Genomic DNA, 26,695 nt, shown 5'->3' on the forward strand with positions numbered 1-26,695 from the left:
CCGCTGCCCGCCCCGACGGGTCTTGCATTGTCACAATGTATGGCCCAGTGTGTGATCAGACACGGGGAGGCGCATCATGCTCAGGTTCGTCTGGCGACAGCTACGCGGGCACGCGGGACGGTCGGTGGCGCTGCTCACCGGCATCCTCGTGGCGACCACCGGCTTCACCGTGCTCACCGGCACCACCACCGCGTCCCGACTCCAGGTGACCGGCACCGTCGAACGGAACACCGCCGCCGCGTACGACATCCTGGTCCGCGCCGGCGGCAGTCGCAGCCCCGAAGAGTCCGTGCGGGGCCTGGTCCGGCCCAACTATCTCTCCGGACTCTTCGGCGGCATCACCACCCGCCAGTACGACCAGGTCAAGGCGATCTCCGGAGTGGACGTCGCGGCCCCGATAGCGATGCTGGGCTACTCCACGACGGCCGCGCCCACCCCGCTGGACCTGACCGACACGGTCGACCCCGCGCTGGATCGGCAGGTCATCCGCGTCGAGCCGACCTTCGTCGCCGACCGTGGGCTCTCTACCGCGCCGGCCCGGCCGAGGTACGTCTACGTCACCCGACACCCCCTGATCTACCCGGTACCCGCCGACGACCTCGACGCCGAATCACTGCGCTACTCCGACGGCCGCTCGTACGACTCCGGCCGGTGCGGACCCGTGCCCCGGGAGGTGACCGCCGGCGGCCGGAGCGAACCGGTCTGCGATCCGAGCTGGCAGCTCGGCTCCGGCCCGGGCACCATGTCCGAACGCGAAACCTGGTCCGTGGAGGCGGTCCGGCTGCTGCCCGACGGTCGCTTCGAATCCTGGGCCGGCTACGCGTTCGCGCAAACCCCACCCCCGGTGGCCCGGGACCGACTGGTGCTGTCGATGCGGTTGACCGTGCCGGCACTGCTCGCCGCCGTGGACCCGGTCGCCGAGGAACGCCTCGTCGGCCTCGGGAACGCGCTCGTCGACGGGCAGCCGCTCGACGCCGACGACACCGTCACCGAGGTCAACAACGGCGGCTCGGTCAACCAGAGCTTCCCGGTGCTCGCCACCAACCGCCCGTACGTCGACGGCACCGTCCGGGCCAGCTACACCCGGCTCACCCCGGCCAGGGTCGCCGGGGTACCCGCCACCGAACTGGGCCAGGCGCTGGACCGGGCCAACGGCGTCCCCGCCGGCACCGGGAAGCAGGAACTCCGCTCCGCCCACCAGGCACGACTGAGCGGTGGACTGGACGAGGAATGCTGCTACGGCCAGCTCCAGCACATCGTCCAGCCCGGACAGGCCGAGTACGACGTACTCCCCGACGGCAGTCTGCGGGCGCACACCTTTCCGGCCGACCCGGACGCGTACAACGGCGAGAAGACGTTCAACCCGCTGCCCCAGCCCTGGCTCGCCGAGGACACCGCCTACCGTCCACTGACCAGCCTGCCGGTCGCCACCGGGCCGTACCGGGTCTGGCGGGCGGTCGGCGTCTTCGATCCGGAACGACTCGCCGGGTTCAGCGACGTCTCCCGGGTGCCGCTGGAGACGTACGAGCCGCCGGCCGCCGAAGGTGCCGACCCGGGCAGCCGACAGGCGCTGGGAAACCAGCCGCTGCTGCCCAACGGCAGTCCGGGCGGCTACCTCTCCGCGCCCCCACTGCTGCTCACCAACCTCGCCCTGGTGCCGAAGCTCCTGGCAGGAAGCCGAGGTACCCAGCTCGGCGCACCGATCAGCGCCATCCGGGTACGGGTCACCGATGTGGACGGCTACACCGAACGTTCCGCCGAGCGCGTCCGGCTGGTCGCGGAGCGGATCGCCGAGGCCACCGGGCTGGACGTCGACATCACGCTCGGCTCGTCCCCGGCACCGCAGACGGTCGAACTTCCCGCCGGCTCGTTCGGCCGACCCGCGCTACGGCTGACCGAGAACTGGTCGGCGCTCGGCGTCGCCTCCGTGATCATCTCCTCGGTCGACCGCAAGAGTGTCCTGCTCTTCCTCCTCGTCCTGGTGGTCTGTGCCCTCTTCCTCACCAACGCCGTCTCGGCCGCCGTCCGGCACCGCAGGTCGGAACTGGCCGTACTCGCCTGTCTCGGCTGGCCGGCCCGGCGGATCGGCGCACTGATCCTCGGCGAGGTCGCCCTGCTCGGGCTGGTCGCCGGGACACTCTCCGTCGGGCTCGCGCCACCGCTGTCCGCCGCGCTCGACATCGGGATCGGCTGGCGGCAGGCCGCGCTCGCCGTACCGGTGGCACTGCTGCTCGCCCTGGTCGCGGGCGTGGTTCCGGCGCTGGTGGCCAGCCGGGCCCATCCGGCCGCCGCACTACGCCCCGCCGTCACCGCGACCGCGCGGATCCGCCGGCCCCGGACGCTGTTCGGGCTGGCCCTGGTCAACCTGACCCGGACGCCCGGACGCACCCTGCTCGGCACCGTCGCGCTGGCGCTCGGGGTCGGCGCGCTGACCCTGGTCGCCGCCGCCGCGTACGCCTTCCGGGGCGCCATCATCGGCAGCCTGCTCGGCGACGTGGTCTCGTTGAGCGTGCGCGGCGCGGACACCGTGGCCGCGATCGCCACCGTGCTGCTCGGGGCCGCCGCCGTGGCCGACGTGCTCTACCTGAACATCCGGGACCGGGCCGCCGAGTTCGCCACCCTGCGCGCCGTCGGCTGGACCGACGCGGCGCTGACCCGCCTGGTCGCCTACGAAGGTGTCGCGCTGGGCGTGCTCGGGGCGGTCACCGGTGCCGCCGTCGGGTTGGCCGGCGCGGCCGTGCTGGTCGGCGGCCTCCCCGGTCCCCTGGTGGTGGTGGCCGCCGCGACCGCGCTCGGTGGAGCGCTGATCGCCACCCTCGCCGCCCTCGTTCCGGCCACCCTGCTGCGCCGGCTGCCGACCGCACGCCTACTCGCCCAGGAGTGACCCGGGCGGCGGGCGCTACGCCGTACCGCCGGACGGGGCGGTCGGGTCGGACGGCCGGACCGGCCCGATCAGGGCGGCGGCCCGTCGACCGGGCTCCGGCAGCGGAGAGACCACACTGCACGCCGACGCGTCCGGAAAGACGACCAGGAAGCGGCCCCGGCGCAGCAGACCGGCCGGCGCCAGCACCGCCCCGGCCACGCTCTCCCTCGGCACCTGGTGCACCACCCTGGCAACCTGCTTCGTCGGCCCGAGCCAGCGCCGCAGCCAGTTGCCGGTGGTCAGGTGGACCAGTTCCAGGTCGGCGATCACCAACCGCCGATCGGTCAGTACCAGGGTGGGCGCGGTCACGCCGTCGATGGCGGCGTACAGCCGGCCGGCGGAACTGTCCCGCCCGCCGAGCAACGCCCGCCCGAAGGTCAGCCGCTGGAGCAGATTACCCGGATGACTACCGCCGACCAGGATGGTCGGATCGAGCAGGTTCTTCAGCTCGTCCGGAACGGAGACGTCCTCGGTCGTACCCATGTCCCTGGTCAACGACACCACGATCAACAGGCGTTCCCCCGGCGCCAGCACCGGGCGGAACACCGGCTCCATCGCCGCCGTGAAGTCCTTCGCCACGGGGCAAGGATGCCATCAACGTACGGCGTCAGGCTTGTCGCCCGATTCGTCCGCCGGCGCCGACCGGTCGTCCCCGGCCAGCGCGGCACGCAGTCGCTCCTTCTCGGCCCGGCGCTTCTCCGTCGCCCCGGCCAACTGCTGGGCCATCTCGTCCCGCCACCCCCGGAGCAGGAAGAACGCGAGCGCGGCGGAGAACGCCACGGCCAGCATGAGCTTGAGGAAGAGGTTCGCCTCGACCGGCCAGAGCGCCAGGGCCACCACCACGAACAGGCCGATCCGGCCCAGCGTGTACTTCACCGCGGGACTCATGTCTCCATCTCCGATCAGCTCGTCCGGCCGGCGAGCCAGCGGACGCCGACAAACCAGACCAACGCGTACGCCACGGCGAAGATGGCGGCGCCCAGCCCGCCCGAGACCAGCGGCGGGGCTTCGGTGGCCAGCCCGGCGGCCAGCAGCCCGGCGGCGATCGCGACGGCGGCGGCCACCAGTGCGCCGGCGACCCGGGCCGGGCCGAAGTTCCAGGCCCGGAACTCCTCGACGAAGACCCACGCCGGCAGGATCACCGCCAGCCAGCCGTTCGCCCGACCGAACTCACCGATCCCGAGCAGCGCGAAGATCCAGTCGAAGAGCAGCAGCGCCAGCAGCCCGACGACCACCCCGGCCAGGGTCACCCCGAGCAGATCGGCCAGGACCACGATCCGCCCATCGTCGTCGCGCCGGGGAAAGGGCGCGCGCTCGCTTCGCTCGCTCATGACGCGTCGAGCGTACGTGAGCCGGTGCCGATCGGCCCGCTCCGGGCCACCGGACGCGACCGGCGAGGCCGTCGGAAGGCGCGGTGTCCGGATATCGGCACGCCGCGGCGGCCTGGCCGGTCTTCCCGGGCCGACCATGCCGACAGGTCGGCCTACAGCGCACGGAGTGCCTCGGTCGGTGCCATCCGGGCGGCCCGAGCCGCCGGATAGAGCCCGGCGACGGTCCCGGCGACCAGGCTGGCGACCAGTCCACCGCCGAGCGCCACCGCCGGCACCACCGGTGACCAGTCCCGGCTGGCCGCGTACCCGATCGTGATCACCGCGCCGGCTGCCGCACCCGCCACCCCACCGGCGACCGAGAGCAGGATCGACTCGGTGAAGAACTGCCACCGGACGTGTGCCCGGGTCGCGCCGAGCGCCCGCCGGAGCCCGATCTCGCCCCGCCGCTCCAGTACCCCGATCACCATGACGTTGGCGATCCCGAGGCAGCCGACCAGCAGCGCGACCGCGCCGAGCCCGAGAAACAGCCCGGTGTACACCGCCTCGGCGGCAGCCCGGGCGACCAGCGCGTCGGATGGCCGGCTGACCTCGACCTCGCTGGGACTGCGGGGATTCGCGACCATCGGCAACCGGTCCCGGACCGTCGCGACGGCAGCCTCGGTGGAGCGCTCGTAGATCTTGGTCGGGAAGCCGTCGAAGGCCAGCCGCTCCATCGCCACCGGAATGCCGACCAGCACCGCCGAGTCGACACCCGGATCGAGCACCACCGGCCCGAGCACCCCGACCACGGTGAACCACTGCCCGGCGAGGAAGAGTTGCGGGCTGCCGCGTACCTCGACGACACCGAGCCGGCGCGCGGCGGCGGCACCGAGGACCACCGCCGGGTACCGCGAGGTCGCCGCGTTGAGCCAACTGCCGGAGACCACCGGAACATCCAGGGTCGCCGGCAGGCTGAGACTGGTGGCCAGGATCCCGATCCCGCCGGTGTTGCCGACCGGGACCCGGTCGTGCCGGTACACCCCGCCGTCGACCCTGCCCACGTGTGCGGTCTCCCGGACGCCGGGCAGCCGCGCGATCATCGCTGGCGCCTCGGCGGGCAGGTACGCGTCCTCGCCGGTCAAAGACCTGCCCGGCTGCACGGTCAGCAGATTGGTGCCGAGCGCGTCGATCTGGGCCAGCAGCCCGGCCTGGCTCGACGCGGACACCCCGAGCACCGCGACGACGCAGGCAATCCCGATCGCGATGCCGAGACCGGAGAGCGCGGCCCGCAGCGGACGTCCCCGGACACCGAGCAACCCGAGCGGCAGTACGTCGGCCAGCCGCAGCCGGGACCGGGGCAGTCCCCTCATCGCCCGCCCTCCTCATCGACCCGAATCCGCCCGCCACACTCGATCCGGCCGTCAGACTCGATCCGCCCGCCAGACTCGATTCGGCCGTCAGACTCGATCCGGCCGTCCCGGATGCCGATCCGGCGGGGCAGCGACGCCGCCAACGACGTGTCATGGGTGATCACCACGATGGTGCTGCCGTCGGCGTGCAACTCGCGCAGCAGGCTCAGCACCGCCGCGCCGGAACCCGAGTCCAGGTTGCCGGTCGGCTCGTCGGCGAGCACCACCGCCGGCTCCCCGACCAGCGCCCGGGCGATTGCCACCCGCTGGCACTCGCCGCCGGAGAGCTCGCCGGGACGATGCCACAGCCGGTGGGACAGGCCGACCCGGTCCAGCGCCACCACCGCCCGCTCGCGGCGCCGGGCCGCCGGCAGCCCGGTGTAGAGCAGGCCGGTGGCCACGTTGTCGACGGCGCGGAGCGTCGGGCTCAGGAAGAACTGCTGGAAGACGAACCCGATCCGGTACGCGCGCAGCGCGGCCAGCTCCGCGTCGCGCATCCGACTGGTGTCCCTGCCGTCGACGTGCACGGTGCCGGCGCTCGGTCGGTCCAGGGTGCCCATCAGTTGCAGCAGCGTCGTCTTGCCGGAGCCGGAGGGGCCGACCACCGCCACCAGTTCGCCCCGGTCGACGCGCAGGTCGACGTCGTGCAGGACCGACAGGTTGCCGTACCGCCGGGAGACGGCGCGAAGTTCGAGGACGGGTACGGCCTCCGTCAGGCCTCCGACGACTGCCCCGGTCACGCCGGCACCTCCACCCGGCTGCCCTCGACCAGCCCCTCGGCGGAGACCTCGACCCGGCCGGCGGTGAACATCCCGGGCCGTACCGGAACGATCCGCCGGCCGGCCGGGTCCACGACGACGACCGCGAACGCCCCGTCCGGTCCCACGGTCAGGGCCTCGATCGGGACGCTCAGCACCCCGCGTCGGGTCTCCGCCGGGAAGGTGACCGTGACCTGCCCCTCGAACACCCCGCCGAGCCGGTCCTCCGGGCCATCGATGCCGATCTCCACCGGAGCCGTGGCCGGGCAGGACGTGCCCTGACAACCGGTCGGCTGTCCGCCGGCCTGTGCCGCCGTACCGGTGTTCGGAGCCTGGCCCGAGTCGACCTCGGCGGTACTGCCCAGCGTGGAGACCCTCCCGTCGACCGTACGGCCGTTCGGAAGTTGGACCCGGACGAGCTGCCCGACCCGGACCAGTGCCCGGTACGACAGTTGCAGGTCGACCTGGACACTGTGCCCGGTGCCGGTACCGGTCAGCACCGGTGCTCCCGGTCCGGTCGGCTGGCCGATCAGCGGGTCCACCGTGCCGACCCGGACCGACCCCGGCGCGACCAGTGCGTCGCCGGCCGCGACCCGGCCCGTCTCGTCGACCCCGAGTGCGTCCTGCCAGCGCCGTACCGCCCGCGCGGTGGCCGCCGTGTACGAGTCGTCGACGGTGAGGTCGTCCGGATCGGCGTGGTCGAGTTCGACCAGATTGCGTTCCAGCTGCCGGACGTCGGCGCCCTCGCTGCCGGGTGCGAGCGGCCGGTAGAACGGCACCGACCCGAACAGCAGCGGAATCGGTCGCAGGTCCACCCCGAGGATGCGCTCGCCCCGTCCGACCACGGCACCGGGCCGGGGCACCCAGGTCACCGTGCCGGACCGCTGCCCGACCAGCCGGTACGCCCCGGCGAAGCCGAGCCGCCCGCTCACCTGCACCGAGTTGACCAGGTCGGAGCGGGTGACCGGTCTGGTCGGCAGGGCCGCCGCGACCGGCCGGGACTCGGCGGGTTCCCGGTCGAGACGGGAGTACCCGCCCAGCCCGGCCGCGCCAACCACCAGTACGCCGACCACCGCACCGAGCCGCCCCGGCCACCGCCGTCCGGCGCGCCTCGGCCCCCGTGGTCCGGGCGAGGCCGTCGGCGTCGCGGCGGTCGTCGACGTTGCGGCGATCGTCGGCGTCGCGGCCGTCGGGGGCATCGCGGCCGTCGGGGGCGGTGCGGCGGTCGTCGGCGTCGGGGCCGTCGGGGCCGTCGCAGCCGCCGGGGGCGGTGCGGCCGTCGGGGGCATCGCGGCCGTCGGGGGCGGTGCGGGCGTCGGAGCCGGTGCGGCGGTCGCCGGGTCGGTCACTTCGGCTGCCCGGTTCGCTTCGGCCCGGCTGGCAGCCCGTCGGCCAGGTTCGCGTACTTGGCCGGCAGGTGCTCCTTGCACGCCTGGGCGGCCGGCTTCCAGGTCGGGGCGGAGAGCAGCGCGCCGTCGAGCCGAAGTCCGCCGTCCGGGGCCGGGTCGGGCATCTCGACGCCGCGATCCCGCATACACCCGGCGAAGGCGAGCAACCGCTCGGTCATCTCCTCCTTCGTCGGCGCGCCGGCCGCCACCGCCGCCTCGTCCAGCGCCACCCGGCACTCGGCACGCGCCGCCTCGTACCGCTGGTCGCCGCGCAGCCCCGGCTCGGCGAAGCCCGGCATGCCGCGCTCGTCGAAGGTCGGATCGGGTACGTCGTACCCGCGCTCGCGCATGCACGAACTGAAGCCGAGCGCCGCCGCCCTCAGCTCGCCCACCGGACCGGCCGCGCTGGCAGCCGCCCCGCCGCCCACCGAACCGCCGGATCCGGGCCCACCGCAACCGGCCAACACCAACCACCCCGCCAACCCCGCCGACACCGCGACGGCGCGAAGGGTGTTAGGAAGGGGCCCTTCTTCTCCAGAAAACGATAAGAAGGGGCCCTTCCTTGCAGTTGTACGCATTGTGGGTGCTCCTTTGGCTGGCCGGGTGGAGTGGAGTGGGGTGCGGGGCCAGCATCGGGTTCAGGGCGTCAACAGGAGATGCACAGAAGTCTTGAGGTCACCTTTAACCCGGACGGCGTTTACTCGATTGATGCGTGTGCTGGTTGTCGAGGACGACGAACTGCTGGCCGATGCCATCGCCCGGGGGCTGCGCCAGCATGCGATGAGCGTCGACGTGGCGCTGGACGGTGCGCAGGCGTTGGAGCGCACCGGCACGACCCGGTACGACGTCGTCGTACTCGACCGGGACCTGCCCGAGATACTCGGTGACGAGGTGTGCCGGCGGCTGGTGCATGACGGCGGGCACCACGGCCGGATCCTGATGCTCACCGCCGCGTCGACCGTTCGGGACCGGGTCGACGGGCTGAACCTGGGCGCCGACGACTACCTGTCGAAGCCGTTCGCCTTCGACGAACTGGTCGCGCGGGTGCACGCGCTGCTCCGCCGGGTCACTCCGGCCCGGCCGCCGGTGATCGAACGGGCCGGGCTCCGGCTCGACCCCGCGCAGCGGGTGGTCACCCGCGACCACCGGTACGTCCGGCTCGCCCCGAAGGAGTTCGCGGTGCTGTACGTCCTGCTCGCCGCCGACGGGGCGGTGGTCAGCGCCGAGGAGCTGCTGGAACGCGCCTGGGACGAGAACGCGGACCCGTTCACCAACACCATGCGGACCACCGTCGGCACGCTGCGCAAGAAGCTCGGTCCACCGGTGGTCATCGAGACCGTGGTCGGCGCGGGGTACCGGATCCCGTGACCGCCCACGACCCCCCGCGCCGGCTGCGCCTCACCGCCCGGGCCCGGCTCACCCTGCTCTACGCCGGACTGTTCGCGCTCTCCGGAGCGGCGCTGGCGACCGTGATCATGACTCTCACCTTCGCCCCCGTGGAGCCTGGCGGCACGCCGACGAAGGTGACCGAGCTGCGCAAGGCGACGACCCCGCCGTCCGGCAAACCGTCGGTGAGCGTCGCCGACCTCGGCCGGGCGCAGGAGCAGATCCGGCTCAAGGAGGCGGCCCGGCGGGAACTTCGGGATCGGATCGTGGGCAGTTCCGTCATCGCGATCGGCGCGATGACGCTTGCCTCCGCCGGTCTCGGCTGGTTGATGGCCGGACGGGTGCTCCGCCCCGTACACCTGGTTTCCGGCACCGCGCGGCGGCTCTCCCAACGCAACCTCGACCAGCGGATCCCGGTCGCCGGGCCACGCGACGAGATGCGCGAACTCGCCGAGACCTTCAACAGCATGCTGGACCGGCTGGAGACGGCGTTCGAGGCACAGCGCCGGTTCGCCGCCAACGCGTCGCACGAACTGCGCGGGCCGATGACCACCTCGCGGACCCTGGTCGAGGTGGCGGCCGCGACTCCCGGCGCCAGCCCCGATCTCGCGCTGCTCGCCGGGCAACTGAAGCAGGTGCTGAGCCGGCAGGACCGGATCGTGGAGGGCCTGCTCGCGCTGGCCCAGAGCGAGCATGGCACCAGCACCCGGCAACCGGTCCGGTTGGATCTGCTCGCCCGGGACGCGCTCGACCGGCGCGCGGCCGAGCTCACCGAGCGGTCCATCAGCGTACGGGTGGAGCTGGGCGCCGCCACCGTCTCGGGCGATCCGACCCTGCTGGAGCTGTTGGTCGACAACCTCGTCCGGAACGCCGTCCGGCACAACCATCCCGACGGCGTCGTCTGGATCCGTACCGACGGGTCGACGATCGTGGTGGAGAACACCGGCGACCAGGTCAGCGCCGAGCGGCTGCGTGAACTCGTGGAACCGTTCCGCCGGGGCCGGCAGGACCGGGTGTACGGCAGCGGCGGCGCCGGCCTGGGACTGGCCATAGTGGACGCCGTCAGCCGCGCGCACGGCGGCCGGTTCACCCTGACTCCCCGACCCGGTGGCGGCGTACGCGCCCTGGTCACCGGTCCGGCCGACAGCACGTCCTAGCGGCGGCGCCCCGGCTCCGCGCCGGACCGCCGGGTCGAACGGATCAGGCCCAGACCTGCTGGGGCTCGGACCGCCGCTGCGCCAACGTCGGCGGTGCGTCGTACTCGCGTACGACGTTGTAGCGGGTGTCCCGTTCGACCGGGGTGAACCCGGCGTCCCAGATCAGTTCGAGCAGGTCTTCCCGGTGCATCGTGCTCGGCGTGCCGTACGAGTCGGCATCGTGGGTGATCTTGTATTCGACCACCGAACCGTCCAGGTCGTCCGCGCCGAAGTTGAGCGAGAGCTGGGCCACCGACAGCCCGTGCATGACCCAGAAGCACTTGACGTGCGGCACGTTGTCGAGCAGCAGCCGGGACACGGCGAAGGTCTTCAACGACTCGGCCGGGGACGCCATCGTCGTCCGCTCCTGGAGCCGGTTACGGATCTTGCCGTCCGCCGAGTCCACGAAGTCGTGCTGGTAGCGCAGCGGGATGAAGACGGTGAAGCCGCCCGTCTCGTCCTGCAACTCCCGCAGCCGCAGTACGTGGTCGACCCGGTGCCGGTGCTCCTCGATGTGGCCGTAGAGCATGGTCGACGGGGTACGCAGGCCCTTGGCGTGCGCCAACCGGTGGATCCGGGACCAGTCCTCCCAGTGGCACTCGTGGTCGACGATGTGCTGCCGGACCTCCCAGTCGAAGATCTCCGCCCCGCCACCGGTCAGCGACTCCAGGCCGGCGTCGATGAGCTCGTCGAGGATCTCGTCGGCGGGCAGGCCGCTGATCTTCTCGAACCACTGCACCTCGGTGGCGGTGAACGCCTTCAGCTTGACGTCCGGCAGCGCCGCCTTCAGCTCGCGCAGCACCTTGGGGTAGTAGCGCCAGGGCAGGGTGGGGTGCAGGCCGTTGACGATGTGCAACTCGGTGAGTTGCTGGCCCTCCATCTCCTTCGCCTTACGCACGGCCTCCTCGACCCGCATCGTGTACGCGTCGGCCTCGCCCGGTTTGCGCTGGAAGGAGCAGTACGCGCAACTGGCCGAGCAGACGTTGGTCAGGTTGAGGTGCCGGTTGACGTTGAACATCACCCGGTCGCCGTTCAGCTCGGTACGCCGATGGTGCGCCAGCCGCCCGAGCCAGACAAGATCGTCACTGGCGTAGAGTGCCTCGCCGTCGGCCCGACTGAGCCGTTCCCCGGCGTACACCTTCTCTTCCAGCTCACGCTTCCGTCCGGCATCCATGCCAGCCACGTCCCTCCAGCAGCGGTCCCCCACCAACCCCGATCTCCGACGAGCCTACGTGGATCCTTCGACGACGCTCCGAACCGGTGGGGTGACAGCGACGTAGTTCACCGGCCGGCGCGGCGGGTTCACCGGGTTCTCAGCGTCTCGTTACCCGCCGTCGGATCGACAACCCCAGCACATTGAGGTAAGACAAAGTGGGACGCGATACACACTCAAGGCGATACCTCGGCGGCATCGACGCTGCGGTGGTGCACCGGATGGGGAGCGGCATGACCAACAGCAGGCGCGGACGACCGGCGCGACCGGGCATCACGGTTTCCCCGGTGCTACGCCCGATGCTCTGGTCCGCCCTGGTCGGCGCGATCGTCGCCGGGGCGATCGCCAGTCCGGTCTACGCCGAACCGCCGCTGCCGAACACCGTCCCCGACTCCGGCGTACGCCCCCTGCCGGTCGGCGTGCCGGTGGTGCCCAACAGCACCACGACACCGCCGACCTCGCAGATCCCGGCCGTCAACGGCCCGCTGGCCAGTCAGATCTACGCGCTGGACGTCGAGGTCGCCCAGCTCGGCGAGCAACTGCTACAGCTACGCCAGGCCCGGGACACGGCCGCCACCGAGGTCACCACCGCCGACGGGGCCCGGACCAAGGCCCGGGACGAACTGGCCAAGGCCCGTACCTCCGCGGACAGCGCGGCGACGGGTGCGCTCAAGGACGCGGCGGGCCTGCCACCGGGCGCCTTCGGCACCGACCTGCACGGCCTCGACCTGCTCAGCCGGATCCAGCGTGGCGAGGAGCACAGCGGCGACAGCACCCTGGCCGCCAGCGAGGTGGCCCGGGCTCAGCAGACGCAGCAGGCGGCAGAGGCCGCGCACCAGGCTGCCTCGGTCAAGTCCAAGCAGGCGGCCGAGACGTTCACGGCGGCGGAGAAGCGCTACAAGGAGCGGTCCGCCACCCTGGTGGCGCTCAAGCGCAACAACGCCGATCAGCTCGCGGCGATCGAACGCGCACAGGAAGCGGCCGAGCAGCGCCTCGGCGACCAGATCGGCGCGGACAGCGTCGCCGGGATGATGGCCCACCCCAAGGCGCTGGGCGCGATGCGCTACGCACTCGCCCAGCGGGGCGACCCCTACCTGTGGGGCGCCGAGGGTCCGGACCGGTTCGACTGCTCCGGCCTGATGCTGGCCGCCTACCTCTCCCAGAACAAGCGGATCCCCCGGGTGTCCCGGGACCAGTACAACGGCACCCGTAACCAGAGCGTCGCCCGGGAGGCTCTGCTCCCCGGCGACCTCATCTTCTTCGCCTCGGGCAGCAGCTGGACCAGCATCCACCACGTCGGGATGTACATCGGCGGCGGCAAGATGGTCCACTCGCCCACCACCGGCGAGGTGGTCAAGGTGTCCACCGTCTGGTGGTCCCGGTTCTACGCGGCGACCCGGGTCTTCCCCGCGGTGCCGGCGCCCAACGCGACCACGCCGCCGCCGACCACCCCGCCGCCGACCACGAAGCCACCGACGACGCCGCCGCCGACCACGAGGCCGCCGACCACCAAGCCGCCGATTCCGCCGACCACACCGCCGGCCACACCGCCGGTGACCCCGCCGACGACGCCGCCCGCGACCCCGCCGACCCCACCGACGACGCCGGCCCCGCCGGAGACCACCAAGCCGGTGACGCCGACGACGAACACGTCGACGGGCGGACCGAGCGCCACCCGGTCGACTCCGGCGGCGGACGGTAGCCCCAGCGGGGGCTGACGGTGCCGGCCGCCGGCCGGCTGTGCGCTCGTGCTGAGATATGGCACGGTGAGGGTTGACGTACTTCCGGCCCGGCCCACCGGTCCGGGCGTGGGCGCGGGAGGCAACAATGGACGAATCGCAGGTCAGGCCGGGCAACGGGGACGGGCCGCCAGGTCCTGACGAGCCGGCTGGCTCCACACCGTCCGTACCGGACGGGCAGCCCGAGCTGTCTCCGTTGCCGCCCCCGCCACCGGTCGGCACCGCCCTGCCCGAGCCATCGACCGAGGGCGAGCTGCCCGAGGCGTACGAACTACCTCCGCCACCGCCGGACGGAACGCTCTGGCCCGACCAGCCCGGACAGACTCCAACCGAGCAGCCCGACCCGGAGGCGGCCGGGGACCCGGTCGGCGTGGTTCCGGCCGACGAGGACGCGGCATCGGCAACGGCAACGGACGACACACCGGCACCGGTAACAGATGGCGTACCGCCGGAGGCTGAAGCGGTCCGGGACGCGGCTTCGGCCGATGAGGTGGTTCGGGATGCGCCGGATTCAGTCGATAGCACGCCCGAGCCCGTTCCCGTCGTAGCGACCACCGCTGATCCTGATCCCGATCCTGCTTCGGACGCGACCGCCACGCCCGATCCCGATCCCTCTCCTGCTCCGGACGCCACCGGCACGACGGACCCCGATCCGGTGGCCGATGCCACCGCCACGCCCGGTCCCGACCTCGATCCGGCTTTCCACCTCGATCCGGCTCCTGAAGCCGATCCGGTTTCCGAGGCTGACGCCGGGCTCCGGGCCGACTCGGCGCCCGACGCCGACGGCGATCGGCCACTCGACGCCGACGCCGATCCGGCTGCCGACGACGCCTCGCCGGCTGTCGAAGCTCACGCCGCTGCCAAAGCTGACGCCGCTGCCGACGTCGACGCCGCTGCCGACGTCGTCGTGGCAACCCCGGCCTCCTCGGGTACGCCAGCGGCGAGAGGGCGCGCCGCAGCCGTGGCGGTCACCACGCCGAGCGCCGCCGACATCGCCTCGATGCCCGCCAGCTCGTCGGGCAGCCGCACCTACCGGGCCGGTGACCTGGCCAAGGCGACTGCCGACGCGCCCCCGGCCACCTCCACCGCCCCAGCGGCCGCCGGCGCCCCAGTGGCCAGCACCCCAGCCGCCCCTAGCACCCCAGCCGCCCCTAGCACCCCAGCCGCCCCCAGCACCCCAGCCGCCCCTGGCACCCCCGTGGTGGCGAACGCCCCAGTGGCCCCTAGCGCCCCAGTGACGGCGAGCGCCCCGGCGGTGCCCGCTGGCCCGGCGGCCGCAGGCGCCCCGGCGCCCGCGGCTCCGACGAGTGCCGCAACCCCGGCAGGTGCCGCGACCCCGGCCGCCATGCCGGTTCTGAGAACTCCGACAACTCCGGCGCCACCGCTGCAACGACGCCGTCCGCAGGCGCCACCGGCGACGGAGTCGCCGTGGTCGGCGTTTGCCGCCGCCGTCAAGTCCCCGGCGGCACCGCCCGCCGACCCGGCCGCCGCCGCATCGCCCGGTCCCGCCCAGTTCGACCCGGTACGGCAGTACGGCCGCTCCGACGCGTCGGCCCTGGCCGGATCGCCGGGATCGGGTACCGCCACTCCGCCGGCAACCTCCGATCCGTCACCTCGCGGCGCCGAATCCCCGTCCGGCGGCGCACCGGGATACACCGTGCCGCCACAGCGCAGTGCCCCCCGGAGCAGTGCCGGTACGACCCGGGCCAGCGCCTCGGTGCCGGGACTACCCCGGGTGCTGCCGACCGAGGCCGCTGCCGCGGCGGTGGTGCCGGGGCGGGCGAAGGTGTACCGGGCCAGCGAGCCGGATCCGGCCGAACCGCCGGCGCCGAACCGTCCCCCCGAGCCGGTACAACCGCCGGAACCGGCACAGCCGCCGAAACCGCCGGTTCCCGAGCCGTCGCCGGGGCCGAGCCCGGTGCCGTCACCGTTCCCGGTACCCGTACCCCCGACGCCGGGCCCCGGACCGGGACCGTTCTCCCCGGGACCTGGTCCGATGCCGCCGGTCCCGGGTCCGACACCGCCCGGACCGATGCCGACGCCGTACCCGCCCACCTCGGCGGGCCCGGGCGCGGTCTCCTACCTGAGCCCGCCCGGATCGGGTGGCCCGAGCGGCCGGCCCCCGGGTGTCCGGCCCCCCTCAGGCGGCCGACCGGCGGATCTCCCACCTCCAATGGGCAGCCGACCGGCCGATTTCCCACCGCCCGCAGGCAGCCGACCGACGGATGTCCGATCCCCCGCAGGCAGCCGACCGACGGATGTCCGATCCCCCGCGAGCGCCCCGCCGGCCGCCGAGCCACCACTGGTCGTTCCGGCGCCCGCCCTGCCCGCCTGGCCCCCGCCGACCAACCCACTGGCCTCGAACCGTCCCGTCAACTCCGGTACGCCGGGCTACTCCCTGCCCACCGCCGACCCGGGTCCGGCCGTCGCCGCCAACACCGGTCGCCCGCCGGCCCCCGCTCGACCACCGGCTCCCGCTCGCCCGCCGGCCGCTCCACCCGCCAGCCCCACCACCCCGCAGTCGCCGGGGTACCAGGACTGGGCCCGCGACCAGCGCCCGGAAGGCACCGTGTACGGCGGACCGGAAGGGCATCTGACCGTTTCGATGCCCACGAACGTGAACCAGGTGGAGAACAGTGGCTCGCTGACCGGCCACATCCTGGCCCAGGGTTGGACAGACACGCCGTCGCAGAAGACGAACACCGGCCGGGTGGTGATCGTCCTGCTGATCGGGCTCAGCATCCTGGTCGCGGTCGGGCTGCTGGTCGTACTGCTGGTCGGGGACGCGTTCAGCAGTCTCTTCGACGGCCTGTTGGGCAGTTGATCAACGACCCGGGCGGCGAGGGTTTCCGACTGAACGGAGCGGCCGCTGCCGATCTCCGTTGGTGAGCCTGCCCACTGGCAAGCGCGCCGAGGTGGCAGCGGCGGCATACCCCCGTACACTCGGGTGGTTGTTGACCTGGCGCGTGTACCGCGCCTATGGGCGATCTTGCGGGCGAATCGGCGGCGACCACGTCGCGGCGGGCCATCGCGATGATGCGCCCCGCTTGAGAGGTATCCTTGACGACCTTTGCTGACCCCAGCACGTTTCCGTCCGTATTCGACGCCCAATCGGCGTCAACCGCTCCCGCCGTTCCGGCCACACCGGCCGTTTCCGACGCCGAGCTGATTTCCGCGGCCCCGGCTGTTTCCCCCGCCGAGGCTGTGTCCGGTGGAGGAACTGTTTCCGCCACCGAGGCTGTTCCCGCTGCTGAGGCTGTTCCTACCGCTGAGGCTGTTCCCGCTGCCGAGGCTGTTCCTACCGCCGAGGCTGTTCCTACCGCCGAGGCTGTTTCCGGCACTCCGAACGACGACGACGAAATGGACCCGGCGATCGACGCCCACCAGCAGGCCGCAATTGACGAACCAACCGATTTCGCCGCGCTGGGGGTGCCCCGGCAACTGGTACGGGCGCTGAGCCGCGAGGGCATCGAAACCCCGTTCGAGATCCAGCGCGTCACCGTGCCGGACGCGCTCGCCGGTCGGGACGTACTCGGCCGGGGTCAGACCGGCTCCGGCAAGACACTCGCCTTCGGACTGCCCGTGCTGACCCGGGTCGCGGCCGGTCCCCGGGCCCGGCCGAACCACCCCCGGGCGCTGATCCTGGTACCGACCCGCGAACTGGCGATGCAGGTCAACGACGCGCTCATGCCGCTCGGCCGGGCGGTGGGCGTGTTCCTGAAGACCGCCGTCGGCGGGGTGCCCTACGACCGCCAGATCGACTCGCTGCGACGCGGTGTGGAGATCATCGTCGCCACGCCGGGCCGGCTGGGCGACCTGATCCAACGGGGCGTCTGCAAGCTCGACGACATCGAGGTCACCGTCCTGGACGAGGCCGATCAGATGGCCGACATGGGCTTCCTGCCGGACGTCACCGAACTGCTCGCCAAGACCCCGGCGAACGCCCAGCGGCTGCTCTTCTCCGCCACACTGGACGGCGACGTCGACACCCTCGTCAGGCGGTTCATGACCGATCCGGTCACCCACTCGACGGACCCGGCGACCGCCGCTGTGTCCACGATGGACCACCACATCCTGTTGATCCCCCCGCACGACAAGTTCGCGGTGGCGGCGTCGATCGCGGCTCGACAGGGCCGCACCATGATGTTCGCGCGTACCCAGATGGGCGTCGACCGGCTGGTCGAGCAGTTCGCGGCGGTCGGTGTCCGGGCCGGCGCGTTGCACGGCGGCAAGACCCAGCGGGTACGTACCCGCACGCTGGCCGAGTTCAAGGAGGGCCGGACGAACGTCCTGGTCGCCACCGACGTGGCGGCCCGGGGCATCCACGTCGACGGGGTCTCGCTGGTCGTCCACGTCGACCCGCCCAAGGATCCGAAGGACTACCTGCACCGGGCCGGTCGTACGGCCAGGGCCGGAGAGTCCGGTGCGGTCGCCACCCTGGTCCTGCCCAAGCAGCGCCGGTCCACCCTCGCGGTGCTGCTCAAGGCCGGTGTCGAGCCGGCCGAGACCCGGGTACGTTCCGGCGACGCGGCGTTGGCCGAGGTGACCGGGGCTCGTCAGCCCAGCGGTGTGCCGGTGGTCGAGGAAGCGGCACCGCGCGGGCGGGCGGAGCGGCCCCGCGGGGATCGGCGTTACGGCGACCGTCCGCAGGGTGAGCGGCGCTTCGGCGACCGTCCGCAGGGCGAGCGACGTTACGGCGACCGTCCCCAGGGTGAGCGACGCTTCGGCGACCGTCCGCAGGGCGAACGGCGTTACGACGACCGACCGTCCGGCGACGGCACTGCCGCTGGCGCTGGCGCTGGACAGGGCGGCCGGACCGAACGGGGTGGTGAGTGGCGGTCGGGCGGCCGGCACGGAGGTTTCCGGCACGAGGGCCGGACCTCCACCGACCGGGCCGGCTGGGACCGTCCGCGCGACGACCGGGGGACCGGCGAGCGTTCGACGGACGACCGACGGGGGCACCGGTTCGACGGGCGACGCCCGACGCCGACCCGCTGACCGAAGTCTGACCGATCTCTGACCGGGCCGACGGCGCGCATCCCGCGTGCCGGCGGCCCGGTCCGTTTCTCCGCGCAGCACGGCGAGCCGTTTCGCTGGGCAGCACGCCGGACTGCCTCGCCACGCTGCATGGCGGGCCGTTCTCCCACGCAGCATGGCGGGCCGTTCTCCCGGGCAGCATGGCGGGCCGTTCTCCCACAGCATGGCGGGCCGTTCTCCCGGGCAACACGGCGGGCCGTTTTCCCAGTCAGCATGGCGGGCCGTTTCGGCGCGGTAGGCATGGATGTCACTGTCCGGCGGTAACGTCCCGGTCATGCCGACCAAGCCGAAGTCACTGTTCTGGAACCGGACCGATGTCGCGGGAGCGGATCACGCCCTCGTGGACGAACGACGCGGGATCACCGCTCGGGGTACCGCCCTGGCGGTTGATCCGGTGGCCTTCACCTGCCGTTACGAGCTGCGCACCGACGAACGCTGGGCGGCCGAGGGGCTGGAGGTCAGCTGCGAGGGTGCGGGCTGGCTGCGTACCCTGCGCCTCGAACGGGCGGCCGGCCGCTGGCGGGCCAGCACCGCCGAGCAGGGGGACCTGGACGCCGCGCTGGTCGCGGCCGGACATCCGGCCGCCGGCCTGCCCGGGACCGAGGAACCGGAGCGGCTCGCGACGGCGATCGACGTCGACCTGAGCGCCTCGCCGCTGTTCAACACCCTTCCGGTACGCCGACTGGGGCTCCGGGACGCCGCTGTCGGCAGTACGCACCGGATCGTCGCGGTCTGGGTGCTGGTGCCCAGCCTCCAGGTGATCCCCGCGGAGCAGGTCTACACGGTGTTGGACGGCGGCGGCGTACGCTTCGCCAGCGAGGGCTTCACCGCCGACATCACGCTCGACTCCGCCGGCTACGTCCTGCGCTATCCCGGGCTGGCCGAGCGGCGCGACTGACCGGCCCGGCGTCGCGCCCGCCTCAGCCGGTCCACTCTCCGGAGATCAGGAACCGGTCGATCGTGGACAGGTGTGGCGCCAGATCCATGCCCCGATCGGCCACCCATTCGTCCGAGTAGTACGTGTCGGTGTAGCGCTCGCCGCCGTCACAGAGCAGCGTCACCACCGACCCGGCCCGGCCGGCGGCCCGCATCTGGGCGATCAGGCCGAACGCACCCCACAGGTTGGTACCGGTCGACCCGCCCACCCGCCGGCCGAGCACCGCCGATCCGGCGCGCATGGCGGCCAGCGAGGCCGCGTCCGGCACCCGGATCATCCGGTCGACGACGCTCGGTTGGAAGGACGCCTCGACGGTCTGCCGGCCGATCCCCTCGATCCTGGACGCACCGTCGGCAGTGGTCGACCAGTCGGCCGAGGCCCAGGCCGGGTAGAACGCGGAAATCTCCGGATCGACCACGCAGAGTCGGGTCGGAAGTCGCCGGTAGCGGACGTACCGGCCGATCGTCGCGCTGGTACCGCCGGTGCCCGCGCCGACCACGATCCAGTCCGGAGTCGGATGCCGTTCCAGGGACATCTGCGCGTAGATCGACTCGGCGATGTTGTTGTTTCCCCGCCAGTCGGTCGCGCGTTCGGCGTACGTGAACTGGTCCATGAAGTGGCCACCCAGGTCCTCGGCCAGCCAGCGCGCCTCGACCACGACGGTGGCCGGATCGTCGACCAGATGGCACTTCCCGCCCTGGAACTCGATCAGGGCGATCTTCTCCGGGGAGGTGGCGGCCGGCATGACGGCGATGAACTGCACCCCGAGCATCCGGGCGAAGTACGCCTCGGAGACCGCCGTGGAGCCCGACGACGCCTCCACAATGGCGGTGTTCGGACCGATCCAACCGTTGCACAGTCCGTAGAGGAACAGCGACCGGGCCAGCCGGTGCTTGAGCGAGCCGGTCGGGTGCACCGACTCGTCCTTGAGGTATAGGTCGACGCCCCACTCCCGGGGCAACGGGAAGCTGAGCAGGTGCGTGTCGGCGGACCGGTTCGCGTCGGCCTCCACCGTCGCGATGGCCGCGGTCACCCACGCCCGATCGCTGTCGTCAAACCGGTCCAGATGTTCCATGACCAGGAACGTAGCAAGCTCGCTCGGAAAGGTGCCCGGTCAGGGCGCCGCTACCGGTCGGGGCGGGGTGAGCGGCTGGGGACGGTTCTCCCATTTCGTCGACAATGCCACTCCGGTACGCGTCGACGCCACTCCGGCGGTCCGGTTCAATCGCAGGATCAGTTGCTCCAACTCGGCAATTGTGCCTACTCGGGCCTTGAGCAGGAACGATTCCACCCCGGCCATGAAGTAGCAGGACTCGATTTCCGGCATCTCCCGGATCGCCCCGAGCAGGTCGTCGGTGTCGCCGCCGGAGTCCTGCACGATGCCGATCAGCGCCGTCACGCCGAGCCCGATAGCCTCCGGTTCCACGTCGGCCCGATAGCCTCGGATGGCGCCGCTCGCCTCGAGTTTGCCCACCCGCTCGTGCACTGCCGGCGCGGAGAGGCCGACCTGCCGGGCCAGCTCAGCGTACGAAAGGCGAGCATTGCCGCGCAGCAGCTCAACGAGGCTGAGGTCGATCGCGTCCACGGAGTGGACCCTAGTCCGAGTCCTCGAAGGGGTCGGCGGCGGAGCCGGCATTGTTGCTGACAAAGTTCTTAAATGCCGTAAATCGTCCGGTCTAACCTCCCACACAGTACGTTTTCGCGTTTGCCGGACACGGCACTCCGGCGGTGTTGTAATTGCCCTACGTCCCTTAAACGAAGGCTCTGGCAAGCATGTGTTCTGGGGGCGGTCCTACCAGTCCGGGGGCTTCGTCGACGCGAGGAGGGGGCTGTGGACACTGGAGATCGTCTGCTGACACCGGGCGAGGTGGCAGCACTCTTCCGCGTCGATCCAAAGACCGTCACACGCTGGGCCGCGGCCGGGCGTATCGGTAGCATCCGAACACCCGGCGGGCATCGCCGCTTCCGCGAGTCGGAGGTACGTGCGCTGCTGGAGGGTGAGGGCATGCTCGACGAGGTCGACGAGGGCATCGCAAACCGTCCGCGGAACGCGGGCCCGGCCACCCCGAGTGGTCCCGGCCCGGCCAGCGCCGGCAACGTCGGCCTGCACTGATCCAGACGAACCCGGCCGGCGGGTCCTTACCCGACAAGCCGGCCGGTTTCGGCGAGATCCGATCATGCGGACCAGCCGGACGCCGCTGGGCGTGACCAGGGGTCAACCCCGGGCCGCGCCCAGTTCGCCGGACCAGCGCTGGAACAGCGAGTGCGGCACGCCGAGCGCGTCCAGCACCTTGCCGGCGACAAAATCGACGAGCTGGCGGGCCGAGGCCGAGGCACCGGCGCCGTAGAAGCCGGGACTCGCCGGCAGCACCACCGCTCCGGCGTCGTGCAGGGCGATCAGGTGCTCCAGGTGACTTCGGGTGACCGGCGTCTCCCTCGGCACCACCACCACCGGACGCCGTTCCTTCAGGTTGACCTCGGCCGCTCGTTGCAGCAGGTCCTTGGAGAGGCCGATCGCGATGCCGGCGCAGGCCGCCGTGCTCGCCGGGACGACGACCATGCCCCGGGCCGGGTACGAGCCGCTGCTCGGTCCCGCCGCGAGATCCCCGGCCGGCCAGTACGTCACGTCCGCGTCGGCCAGGTCCCGCTCCAGCCACCCGGACAGGTCCTCCCGCCAGTGTGCGTCCCGGAACGGGCGACCGGTCTCGTCGAGGATCGTCAGTCGGGCCGCCCGGGACACGACGAGGTCCACCGGCGCCCCCGCGTCCAGCAGCCCGCCGAGCACGGCGGCCGGGTACGGCGTACCCGATGCGCCCGAGACACCGACCACCCACGGCCTTCTCATGCCCACAAGCCTGCCGCAACCGCACTCCCCGGTTCCGGCCGCCCCCGGTCGGGGGTCGGGCCGCGCCCGGTCGGGGGTCGGTCCGCCCCCCCCGGGCGGGGGTCCGCGTGACGGCCGGACCGGTCGTCCCGGCGGGACACGGCGGAGGGACCGGATCATCAGCTGATGCGAGATGGGACGGCGACGACGGCGATCACAAACACCTCGAAAGGTGGAATGCTGCTCACGTATGTCCGTGGTGCGGGACCGAGGGAGGACGGACATGTATAGCGATGGCGCGTGGGTTGACGAGCTGCGGTGTCCGATTCCCGCACGGCTCTGCCCGTACGCGGACGAGGTGCAGGACTGGCTGGTCGACTGGGCCGACCGGGTCGGCGGACCGCTCGACAGCGAGGCCCGGGGCCGGCTCGCCCGGGGCGGGGTCGCCCGGTACGCCGGCCGGCTGTATCCCGATGCCACCGAGGCCGACCTACAGGTGCTCAGCGCGCTGTTCACCTGGTTCTTCCTGCTCGACGACGCCTGCGACGCGACCCGGCGCCCCCGGCCCGCCGAGGTGGCCGCGCTCTGTGACGGGGTACTGCGGCTGCTCCGCCACCCGCCCGGCACGGCGGGGTCGCGGCCCGCCAACCAATCGCCGGCCGCACCGGGGACCCGGTCCCCGAACGGACCGGCGGCCCGGCTGACGTCGCCACCGCAGACCCGCTCGGCGAACCAGCCGGGACCCCGGCCCGAGCCGTTCGACGGACCGCTCCGGCGGATGCTCACCGACGCCTGGCAGGTTCCCTCCCGCAGGATGTCGGCCTCCTGGCGGGACCGTTTCGTCGACGCGGTGGCCCACCATCTCGACGGCGTGGTCACCGAGGCCACCAACAAGGCGACCGGGCGGCTGCCCAGCGTGGCCGAGTACGTCCCGCTGCGCCGCGCGACGTCGGCGGCCTACGTCTCGTACGCCCTGATCGAGTTCGCCACCGGGCGGCCGGTGCCGAACGCCGTCTACCACCACCCGGCGGTACGCGAGGTCGCCGCCACCGCCAACGACCTGCTCTCCTGGTTCAACGACCTGCTGTCGCTGGACCGGGACGCGGCCACCTCGGGCGGGCACAACCTGGTGCTGGCGGTGGCCCGGGAGCAGGGGATACCGGTCGAGGCGGCGGTCCGGGTGGTGGTCCGACGCTGGCAGCGCAGCATGCGGCGGTTCGTCGAGTTACGGGACGCCGTGCCGTCGTTCGGATCGGCGCTGGACGGGTCGCTGCGCGAGTACCTGGAGGGCGTGGCGAACTCGGTACGCGGCACGATGGACTGGTCCCTGGAGAGCGGCCGCTACCGGGACGCGCTGCCACCCGCCCGGCCGGCCAACTCGGCGGTCCGGCTGGAGCGGCTGCCCGGCCCCACCCCTCTGACGCGGGACGACTTCCCGGCGGCCCCCTGACGCGCGATCGACTTCCCGGCGACGCGCTGATCGGGGGCGGCCTGGTCGGGGACGGCTCGGTCGGGGGCGGCTCGGTCGGGGGCGGCTAACCGCGTAGGTGGAACCGGACCACGAGATCGAGCAGGGCGAAGACGAAGAGAGCGATCCCGACGAACCCGTTGGCGGTGAAGAACGCCCGGTTGACCCGGGACAGGTCGGTCGGCGTGACCACCACGTGCTGGTAGCCGAAGGCGAGCGCGGTCAGCAGCAGGCCGAACCACCACGGCCAGCCGAGTCCCACCAGCGCGCCGAACCACAGGAACAGGCCGAACGTCACCACGTGCGCGACGGTCGAGGCGTACAGCGCGAACCGGCGGCCGTACCGGGCCGGCACGCTGCGTACTCCGATCCGCTGGTCCACCTCGCTGTCCTGGCAGGCGTAGATCAGGTCGAAGCCGCCGATCCAGAGTCCGACCGCCGCCCCGAGCAGCCAGGCCGGGCCGGAGCCGGCGAAGGTGCCGGTCACCGCGACCCAGGCACCGACCGGGCCGACCGCTTGGGCCAGCGCCAGGATCGCGTGCGGCCAGTCGGTGAACCGCTTGGCGTACGGGTAGACCACCAGCGGCACCACCGCGAGCGGGGCGAGCGCGAGGCAGAGCGGGTTGAGCGCCGCAGCGGCGGCGAGGAAGACGACCAGGGCGACGGCCGCGCCGGTCCAGGCCGTCCGCACGCTCACCGCCCCGGTGACCAACTCCCGCTTGGCGGTACGCGGATTGCGGGCGTCGATCCGTCGGTCGATGATCCGGTTCGCCGCCATCGCGAAGGTACGCGCACCGACCATGGCGATCGTGATCAGCAGCAGGTCGAGCCAGCGCACCCGTCCGCCGTGCCGTTCCATCGCGGTCAACGCCGACAGGAAGGCGAACGGCAGCGCGAAGACCGAGTGCTCGATCGCCACCAGCCGGAGGAAGGACTTGACCCGCCCCGGGGACTCCTGCACGGCCGTCATCAGATGCCGTACTCCGTCCAGCGCTTGTCGACCAGGGAACGGATCTCCGGCGACATCGTCATCTCCTCCGGCCAGCCCCGGGTGTAACCCTCGCCCGGCAGCTTGCGGGTGGCGTCCACGCCGGCCTTGCCACCCCAGAACTGCTGGTACGACGAGTGGTCGAGGTGGTCCACCGGCCCCTCGGTGAGCAGCAGGTCCCGGGCGTAGTCGACGTTGCCGAAGGCCCGCCAGGCCACCTCGGCGTAGTCGTGCACGTCGCAGTCCTCGTCGACGACCACGATCAGCTTGGTCAGCGACATCAGGTGGGCGCCCCAGATCGCGTTCATCACCTTCTGGGCGTGCTTCGGGTAGCGCTTGCGGATCGAGATGATCGCGCAGTTGTGGAAGACCCCGGCCGCCGGCAGGTCGTAGTCGACGATGTCCGGAATCATCAGCTTGAGCAGCGGCTGGAAGATCCGCTCGGTGGCCTTGCCCAGGCCGTGGTCCTCCTGCGGCGGCTTCGAGGTGATGATCGAGTGGTAGACCGGGTCACGTTGGGTGGTCATGGCCTCGATGTGCAGCACCGGAAAGGGCTCGACCGGGGTGTAGAAGCCGGTGTGGTCGCCGAACGGGCCCTCGGGCAGCCGTTCCCCCGGCTCGATGTAGCCCTCCAGCACGATCTGCGCGTGCGCCGGCACCTGCAACGGCACCGTCAGGCAGTCGACCATCTCGACCCGCTCGCCGCGCAGGAACCCGGCGAACAGGTACTCGTCGATGTCGCCGGGCAGCGGCGCCGAGGCGGCGTAGCTGACCACCGGGTCGCAGCCGATCGCGATCGCCACCGGCAGCCGCTGGCCGAGGCGCTCCGCGACCGCGTGGTGCGCGGTGGAGTCCTTGTGGATCTGCCAGTGCATGCCGAGGCTGTTGGCCGAGTGCTGCTGCAACCGGTACAGGCCGAGGTTGCGCTTGCCGGTCTCCGGATGCTTGGTGTGGGTCAGCCCGTAGTTGTGGAAGATCCCGCCGTCGCCGGGCCACACCTGGAGGCCGGGCAGCCGGTTCAGGTCGACGTCGCCGCCCCGGTAGATCACCTGCTGGCAGGGGGCCGTCTTCACCTTCTTCGGCGGTACGGACTTGAGCTGCATGACCTTGCCGAGGCCCTCCCGGATGCCGGACCAGCCGACCGGCAACTCCGGCTTGACCAGCGCCCCGATCCGCGCGCCGATCTCGTCGAGCCGGTCCACGCCGAGCGCCATCGCCATCCGGCGTTCGGTGCCGAACAGGTTGATCGCGATCGGCATCTCACCCCGGGTGGGCCGCTCGAAGAGCAGCGCCGGCCCGTTCGCCCGGACCGTACGGGTGGTCACCTCGCTGATCTCCAGCGTCGGATCGACCGGTACGCCTACCCGACGCAACTCTCCGGCGCTTTCCAGCGCGGTGAGGAACTCCCGGAGATCCTGGTACGGAAAGCCACGAGCCGCCATGGCGCTAGTCTGTCGCACCGCCCGGCCGGGCGACGAGGCCGGGTCCCCACAGCGTGACCGGGCTCCCGCCACCGGGCGGCCGGACGGGCCTTCCACCTGCTGGGCCGGCACACCGGGAACGCCGCGCCCACCTGGACACCAGAGGCGTCAACCACTCCGTTTGACGCCTCTGGTGTCCAGGTGACGGCGTGCGGAGGGCGTTAGAGCAGGCCGATGCCGAGCAGCAGGGTGCCGGTGACCAGGCTGAGGCCGCCGAGGCCGACTAGCCAGATCAACTTGTTGGGTCGGGTGTCCGAGGGACGTACCACCGACAGGAAGAAGCCGAGCGGCATCAGGATCGGCGCCGCGACCAGGAGGGTACGGATCAACATCCTGGTCCCGTCGCCGAAGCCGGTCCGGTCGAGGTAGAGGAGCGCGACGAGGGCGAACAGCACCAGTACGCCGGCGTGGGCGTGCCCGGCCGTCCAGAGCGCGCGCCGCACCGGGTTGTCCAGGTAGCCGGGAATCCGCCGGACGAGGTGCATGAGCAGGGACAGACCACCGAAGGCGATCGTCGAGACGGTGATCAGCAGGATGGCTGCGGTGGTCTGTGTCGCGGACGACATGAGGTCTCCTGTCAGGGTCGGACACGCGCAACTTGTCGTCGTCAAGATTGCGTCACCGACGGGCATCTTGTC

At 72.2% G+C, this 26,695-nt stretch carries 24 protein-coding genes; 9 read left to right on the top strand and 15 right to left on the bottom strand.

From position 1 onward, the window contains the following. Window positions 1–76: 76 nt before the first annotated feature. Window positions 77–2,884, top strand: a complete 2,808-nt coding sequence (locus H4W31_RS06685; protein WP_192765853.1) for an ABC transporter permease — start codon at window positions 77–79, stop codon at window positions 2,882–2,884. Window positions 2,885–2,899: 15 nt separating this feature from the next. On the opposite strand, the gene H4W31_RS06690 is transcribed toward H4W31_RS06685, so the two are convergent. The 7 genes from H4W31_RS06690 to H4W31_RS06720 form a co-directional block, all read right to left on the bottom strand. Further along, window positions 2,900–3,502, bottom strand: a complete 603-nt coding sequence (locus H4W31_RS06690) for a hypothetical protein (protein WP_192765854.1) — start codon at window positions 3,500–3,502, stop codon at window positions 2,900–2,902. Window positions 3,503–3,517: 15 nt separating this feature from the next. Continuing rightward, on the bottom strand, window positions 3,518–3,811 hold the full coding sequence (locus H4W31_RS06695) for a DUF4229 domain-containing protein (RefSeq protein ID WP_192765855.1): 294 nt from the start codon (window positions 3,809–3,811) through the stop codon (window positions 3,518–3,520). Between the two features lie 14 nt (window positions 3,812–3,825). After that, complete coding sequence (locus H4W31_RS06700; protein ID WP_192765856.1) at window positions 3,826–4,254, bottom strand: hypothetical protein; 429 nt, start codon at window positions 4,252–4,254, stop codon at window positions 3,826–3,828. Between the two features lie 152 nt (window positions 4,255–4,406). After that, complete coding sequence (locus tag H4W31_RS06705; protein WP_192765857.1) at window positions 4,407–5,603, bottom strand: ABC transporter permease; 1,197 nt, start codon at window positions 5,601–5,603, stop codon at window positions 4,407–4,409. Further along, window positions 5,600–6,382, bottom strand: a complete 783-nt coding sequence (locus tag H4W31_RS06710; protein ID WP_318783058.1) for an ABC transporter ATP-binding protein — start codon at window positions 6,380–6,382, stop codon at window positions 5,600–5,602. The genes H4W31_RS06705 and H4W31_RS06710 overlap by 4 nt, the downstream gene beginning before the upstream one ends. Next, window positions 6,379–7,749 (bottom strand): efflux RND transporter periplasmic adaptor subunit, encoded by a 1,371-nt coding sequence (locus tag H4W31_RS06715; protein ID WP_192765858.1) that lies wholly within the window; start codon window positions 7,747–7,749, stop codon window positions 6,379–6,381. Before H4W31_RS06715 ends, H4W31_RS06710 begins: the two co-directional genes overlap by 4 nt. Further along, the gene (locus H4W31_RS06720; protein WP_192765859.1) at window positions 7,746–8,180 is read right to left on the bottom strand and encodes a hypothetical protein; all 435 of its coding nucleotides are present in this window, start codon (window positions 8,178–8,180) and stop codon (window positions 7,746–7,748) included. Before H4W31_RS06720 ends, H4W31_RS06715 begins: the two co-directional genes overlap by 4 nt. 316 nt (window positions 8,181–8,496) lie before the next feature. Here H4W31_RS06720 and H4W31_RS06725 point away from each other — a divergent pair, with 316 nt between their 5' ends. Together H4W31_RS06725 and H4W31_RS06730 are read left to right on the top strand one after the other, a co-directional pair. After that, window positions 8,497–9,156: a response regulator transcription factor gene (locus H4W31_RS06725; RefSeq protein ID WP_192765860.1), complete on the top strand. Its 660-nt coding sequence runs from the start codon at window positions 8,497–8,499 to the stop codon at window positions 9,154–9,156. After that, the gene (locus H4W31_RS06730) at window positions 9,153–10,331 is read left to right on the top strand and encodes an ATP-binding protein (protein ID WP_192765861.1); all 1,179 of its coding nucleotides are present in this window, start codon (window positions 9,153–9,155) and stop codon (window positions 10,329–10,331) included. Before H4W31_RS06725 ends, H4W31_RS06730 begins: the two co-directional genes overlap by 4 nt. A 43-nt stretch (window positions 10,332–10,374) precedes the next feature. On the opposite strand, the gene mqnE is transcribed toward H4W31_RS06730, so the two are convergent. Then, window positions 10,375–11,544: an aminofutalosine synthase MqnE gene (gene mqnE, locus H4W31_RS06735; protein WP_192765862.1), complete on the bottom strand. Its 1,170-nt coding sequence runs from the start codon at window positions 11,542–11,544 to the stop codon at window positions 10,375–10,377. 272 nt (window positions 11,545–11,816) lie between these two features. Here mqnE and H4W31_RS06740 point away from each other — a divergent pair, with 272 nt between their 5' ends. Then, window positions 11,817–13,301: a C40 family peptidase gene (locus tag H4W31_RS06740; RefSeq protein ID WP_192765863.1), complete on the top strand. Its 1,485-nt coding sequence runs from the start codon at window positions 11,817–11,819 to the stop codon at window positions 13,299–13,301. A gap of 870 nt (window positions 13,302–14,171) precedes the next feature. Here the strand turns inward: H4W31_RS06740 and H4W31_RS06745 are convergent. Further along, window positions 14,172–14,351, bottom strand: a complete 180-nt coding sequence (locus tag H4W31_RS06745; RefSeq protein ID WP_192765864.1) for a hypothetical protein — start codon at window positions 14,349–14,351, stop codon at window positions 14,172–14,174. A gap of 1,576 nt (window positions 14,352–15,927) precedes the next feature. Here H4W31_RS06745 and H4W31_RS06750 point away from each other — a divergent pair. The 3 genes from H4W31_RS06750 to H4W31_RS06760 all read left to right on the top strand — a co-directional run bounded on the left by H4W31_RS06750 (window position 15,928) and on the right by H4W31_RS06760 (window position 19,257). After that, window positions 15,928–16,146 carry a hypothetical protein gene (locus H4W31_RS06750; protein ID WP_192765865.1) on the top strand — a complete coding sequence of 73 codons (219 nt, stop codon included), beginning with the start codon at window positions 15,928–15,930 and terminating at the stop codon, window positions 16,144–16,146. A gap of 536 nt (window positions 16,147–16,682) precedes the next feature. Beyond that, window positions 16,683–18,320, top strand: a complete 1,638-nt coding sequence (locus H4W31_RS06755) for a DEAD/DEAH box helicase (protein ID WP_192765866.1) — start codon at window positions 16,683–16,685, stop codon at window positions 18,318–18,320. A gap of 313 nt (window positions 18,321–18,633) precedes the next feature. Next, window positions 18,634–19,257: a putative glycolipid-binding domain-containing protein gene (locus tag H4W31_RS06760; protein WP_192765867.1), complete on the top strand. Its 624-nt coding sequence runs from the start codon at window positions 18,634–18,636 to the stop codon at window positions 19,255–19,257. Between the two features lie 22 nt (window positions 19,258–19,279). Here the strand turns inward: H4W31_RS06760 and H4W31_RS06765 are convergent, their stop codons facing one another. Next, window positions 19,280–20,371: an L-cysteine desulfhydrase Cds1 gene (locus H4W31_RS06765; RefSeq protein WP_192765868.1), complete on the bottom strand. Its 1,092-nt coding sequence runs from the start codon at window positions 20,369–20,371 to the stop codon at window positions 19,280–19,282. Between the two features lie 39 nt (window positions 20,372–20,410). Then, window positions 20,411–20,881, bottom strand: a complete 471-nt coding sequence (locus H4W31_RS06770) for an Lrp/AsnC family transcriptional regulator (protein ID WP_192765869.1) — start codon at window positions 20,879–20,881, stop codon at window positions 20,411–20,413. A 246-nt stretch (window positions 20,882–21,127) separates the two neighbouring features. On the opposite strand from H4W31_RS06770, the gene H4W31_RS06775 reads away from it, so the two are divergent. Beyond that, entirely contained in the window at window positions 21,128–21,409 is a 282-nt protein-coding gene (locus tag H4W31_RS06775; protein ID WP_192765870.1) for a BldC family transcriptional regulator, read from the top strand. A 102-nt stretch (window positions 21,410–21,511) separates the two neighbouring features. Here H4W31_RS06775 and H4W31_RS06780 read toward each other — a convergent pair whose 3' ends face one another. Then, window positions 21,512–22,141 (bottom strand): UbiX family flavin prenyltransferase, encoded by a 630-nt coding sequence (locus tag H4W31_RS06780; RefSeq protein WP_192765871.1) that lies wholly within the window; start codon window positions 22,139–22,141, stop codon window positions 21,512–21,514. Between the two features lie 262 nt (window positions 22,142–22,403). On the opposite strand from H4W31_RS06780, the gene H4W31_RS06785 reads away from it, so the two are divergent. Then, on the top strand, window positions 22,404–23,570 hold the full coding sequence (locus H4W31_RS06785; RefSeq protein ID WP_192765872.1) for a terpene synthase family protein: 1,167 nt from the start codon (window positions 22,404–22,406) through the stop codon (window positions 23,568–23,570). Between the two features lie 85 nt (window positions 23,571–23,655). Here H4W31_RS06785 and mqnP read toward each other — a convergent pair whose 3' ends face one another. The 3 genes from mqnP to H4W31_RS06800 form a co-directional block, all read right to left on the bottom strand. Continuing rightward, window positions 23,656–24,558 carry a menaquinone biosynthesis prenyltransferase MqnP gene (mqnP, locus tag H4W31_RS06790; RefSeq protein WP_192765873.1) on the bottom strand — a complete coding sequence of 301 codons (903 nt, stop codon included), beginning with the start codon at window positions 24,556–24,558 and terminating at the stop codon, window positions 23,656–23,658. Next, window positions 24,558–26,018, bottom strand: coding sequence for a menaquinone biosynthesis decarboxylase (locus H4W31_RS06795; protein ID WP_192765874.1), 1,461 nt, complete (start codon window positions 26,016–26,018; stop codon window positions 24,558–24,560). The genes mqnP and H4W31_RS06795 overlap by 1 nt, the downstream gene beginning before the upstream one ends. A gap of 200 nt (window positions 26,019–26,218) precedes the next feature. Continuing rightward, window positions 26,219–26,623: a hypothetical protein gene (locus H4W31_RS06800; RefSeq protein WP_192765875.1), complete on the bottom strand. Its 405-nt coding sequence runs from the start codon at window positions 26,621–26,623 to the stop codon at window positions 26,219–26,221. Window positions 26,624–26,695 lie beyond the last annotated feature (72 nt).

This window comes from Plantactinospora soyae, from assembly GCF_014874095.1.
GTDB classification, from domain to species: Bacteria; Actinomycetota; Actinomycetes; order Mycobacteriales; family Micromonosporaceae; genus Plantactinospora; species Plantactinospora soyae.

Bases quoted from the DNA above. Each gene is read 5' to 3' on its own strand.
- H4W31_RS06755 (WP_192765866.1), top strand. From the start codon at position 16,683: ATGGACCCGGCGATCGACGCCCACCAGCAGGCCGCAATTGACGAACCA.
- H4W31_RS06760 (WP_192765867.1), top strand. From the start codon at position 18,634: ATGCCGACCAAGCCGAAGTCACTGTTCTGGAACCGGACCGATGTCGCG.
- mqnP (WP_192765873.1), bottom strand. From the start codon at position 24,558: ATGACGGCCGTGCAGGAGTCCCCGGGGCGGGTCAAGTCCTTCCTCCGG.
- H4W31_RS06695 (WP_192765855.1), bottom strand. From the start codon at position 3,811: ATGAGTCCCGCGGTGAAGTACACGCTGGGCCGGATCGGCCTGTTCGTG.
- H4W31_RS06750 (WP_192765865.1), top strand. From the start codon at position 15,928: ATGCCCACGAACGTGAACCAGGTGGAGAACAGTGGCTCGCTGACCGGC.
- H4W31_RS06785 (WP_192765872.1), top strand. From the start codon at position 22,404: ATGTATAGCGATGGCGCGTGGGTTGACGAGCTGCGGTGTCCGATTCCC.
- H4W31_RS06725 (WP_192765860.1), top strand. From the start codon at position 8,497: ATGCGTGTGCTGGTTGTCGAGGACGACGAACTGCTGGCCGATGCCATC.
- H4W31_RS06700 (WP_192765856.1), bottom strand. From the start codon at position 4,254: ATGAGCGAGCGAAGCGAGCGCGCGCCCTTTCCCCGGCGCGACGACGAT.
- H4W31_RS06795 (WP_192765874.1), bottom strand. From the start codon at position 26,018: ATGGCGGCTCGTGGCTTTCCGTACCAGGATCTCCGGGAGTTCCTCACC.
- H4W31_RS06705 (WP_192765857.1), bottom strand. From the start codon at position 5,603: ATGAGGGGACTGCCCCGGTCCCGGCTGCGGCTGGCCGACGTACTGCCG.
- mqnE (WP_192765862.1), bottom strand. From the start codon at position 11,544: ATGGATGCCGGACGGAAGCGTGAGCTGGAAGAGAAGGTGTACGCCGGG.
- H4W31_RS06765 (WP_192765868.1), bottom strand. From the start codon at position 20,371: ATGGAACATCTGGACCGGTTTGACGACAGCGATCGGGCGTGGGTGACC.
- H4W31_RS06740 (WP_192765863.1), top strand. From the start codon at position 11,817: ATGACCAACAGCAGGCGCGGACGACCGGCGCGACCGGGCATCACGGTT.
- H4W31_RS06780 (WP_192765871.1), bottom strand. From the start codon at position 22,141: ATGAGAAGGCCGTGGGTGGTCGGTGTCTCGGGCGCATCGGGTACGCCG.
- H4W31_RS06800 (WP_192765875.1), bottom strand. From the start codon at position 26,623: ATGTCGTCCGCGACACAGACCACCGCAGCCATCCTGCTGATCACCGTC.
- H4W31_RS06685 (WP_192765853.1), top strand. From the start codon at position 77: ATGCTCAGGTTCGTCTGGCGACAGCTACGCGGGCACGCGGGACGGTCG.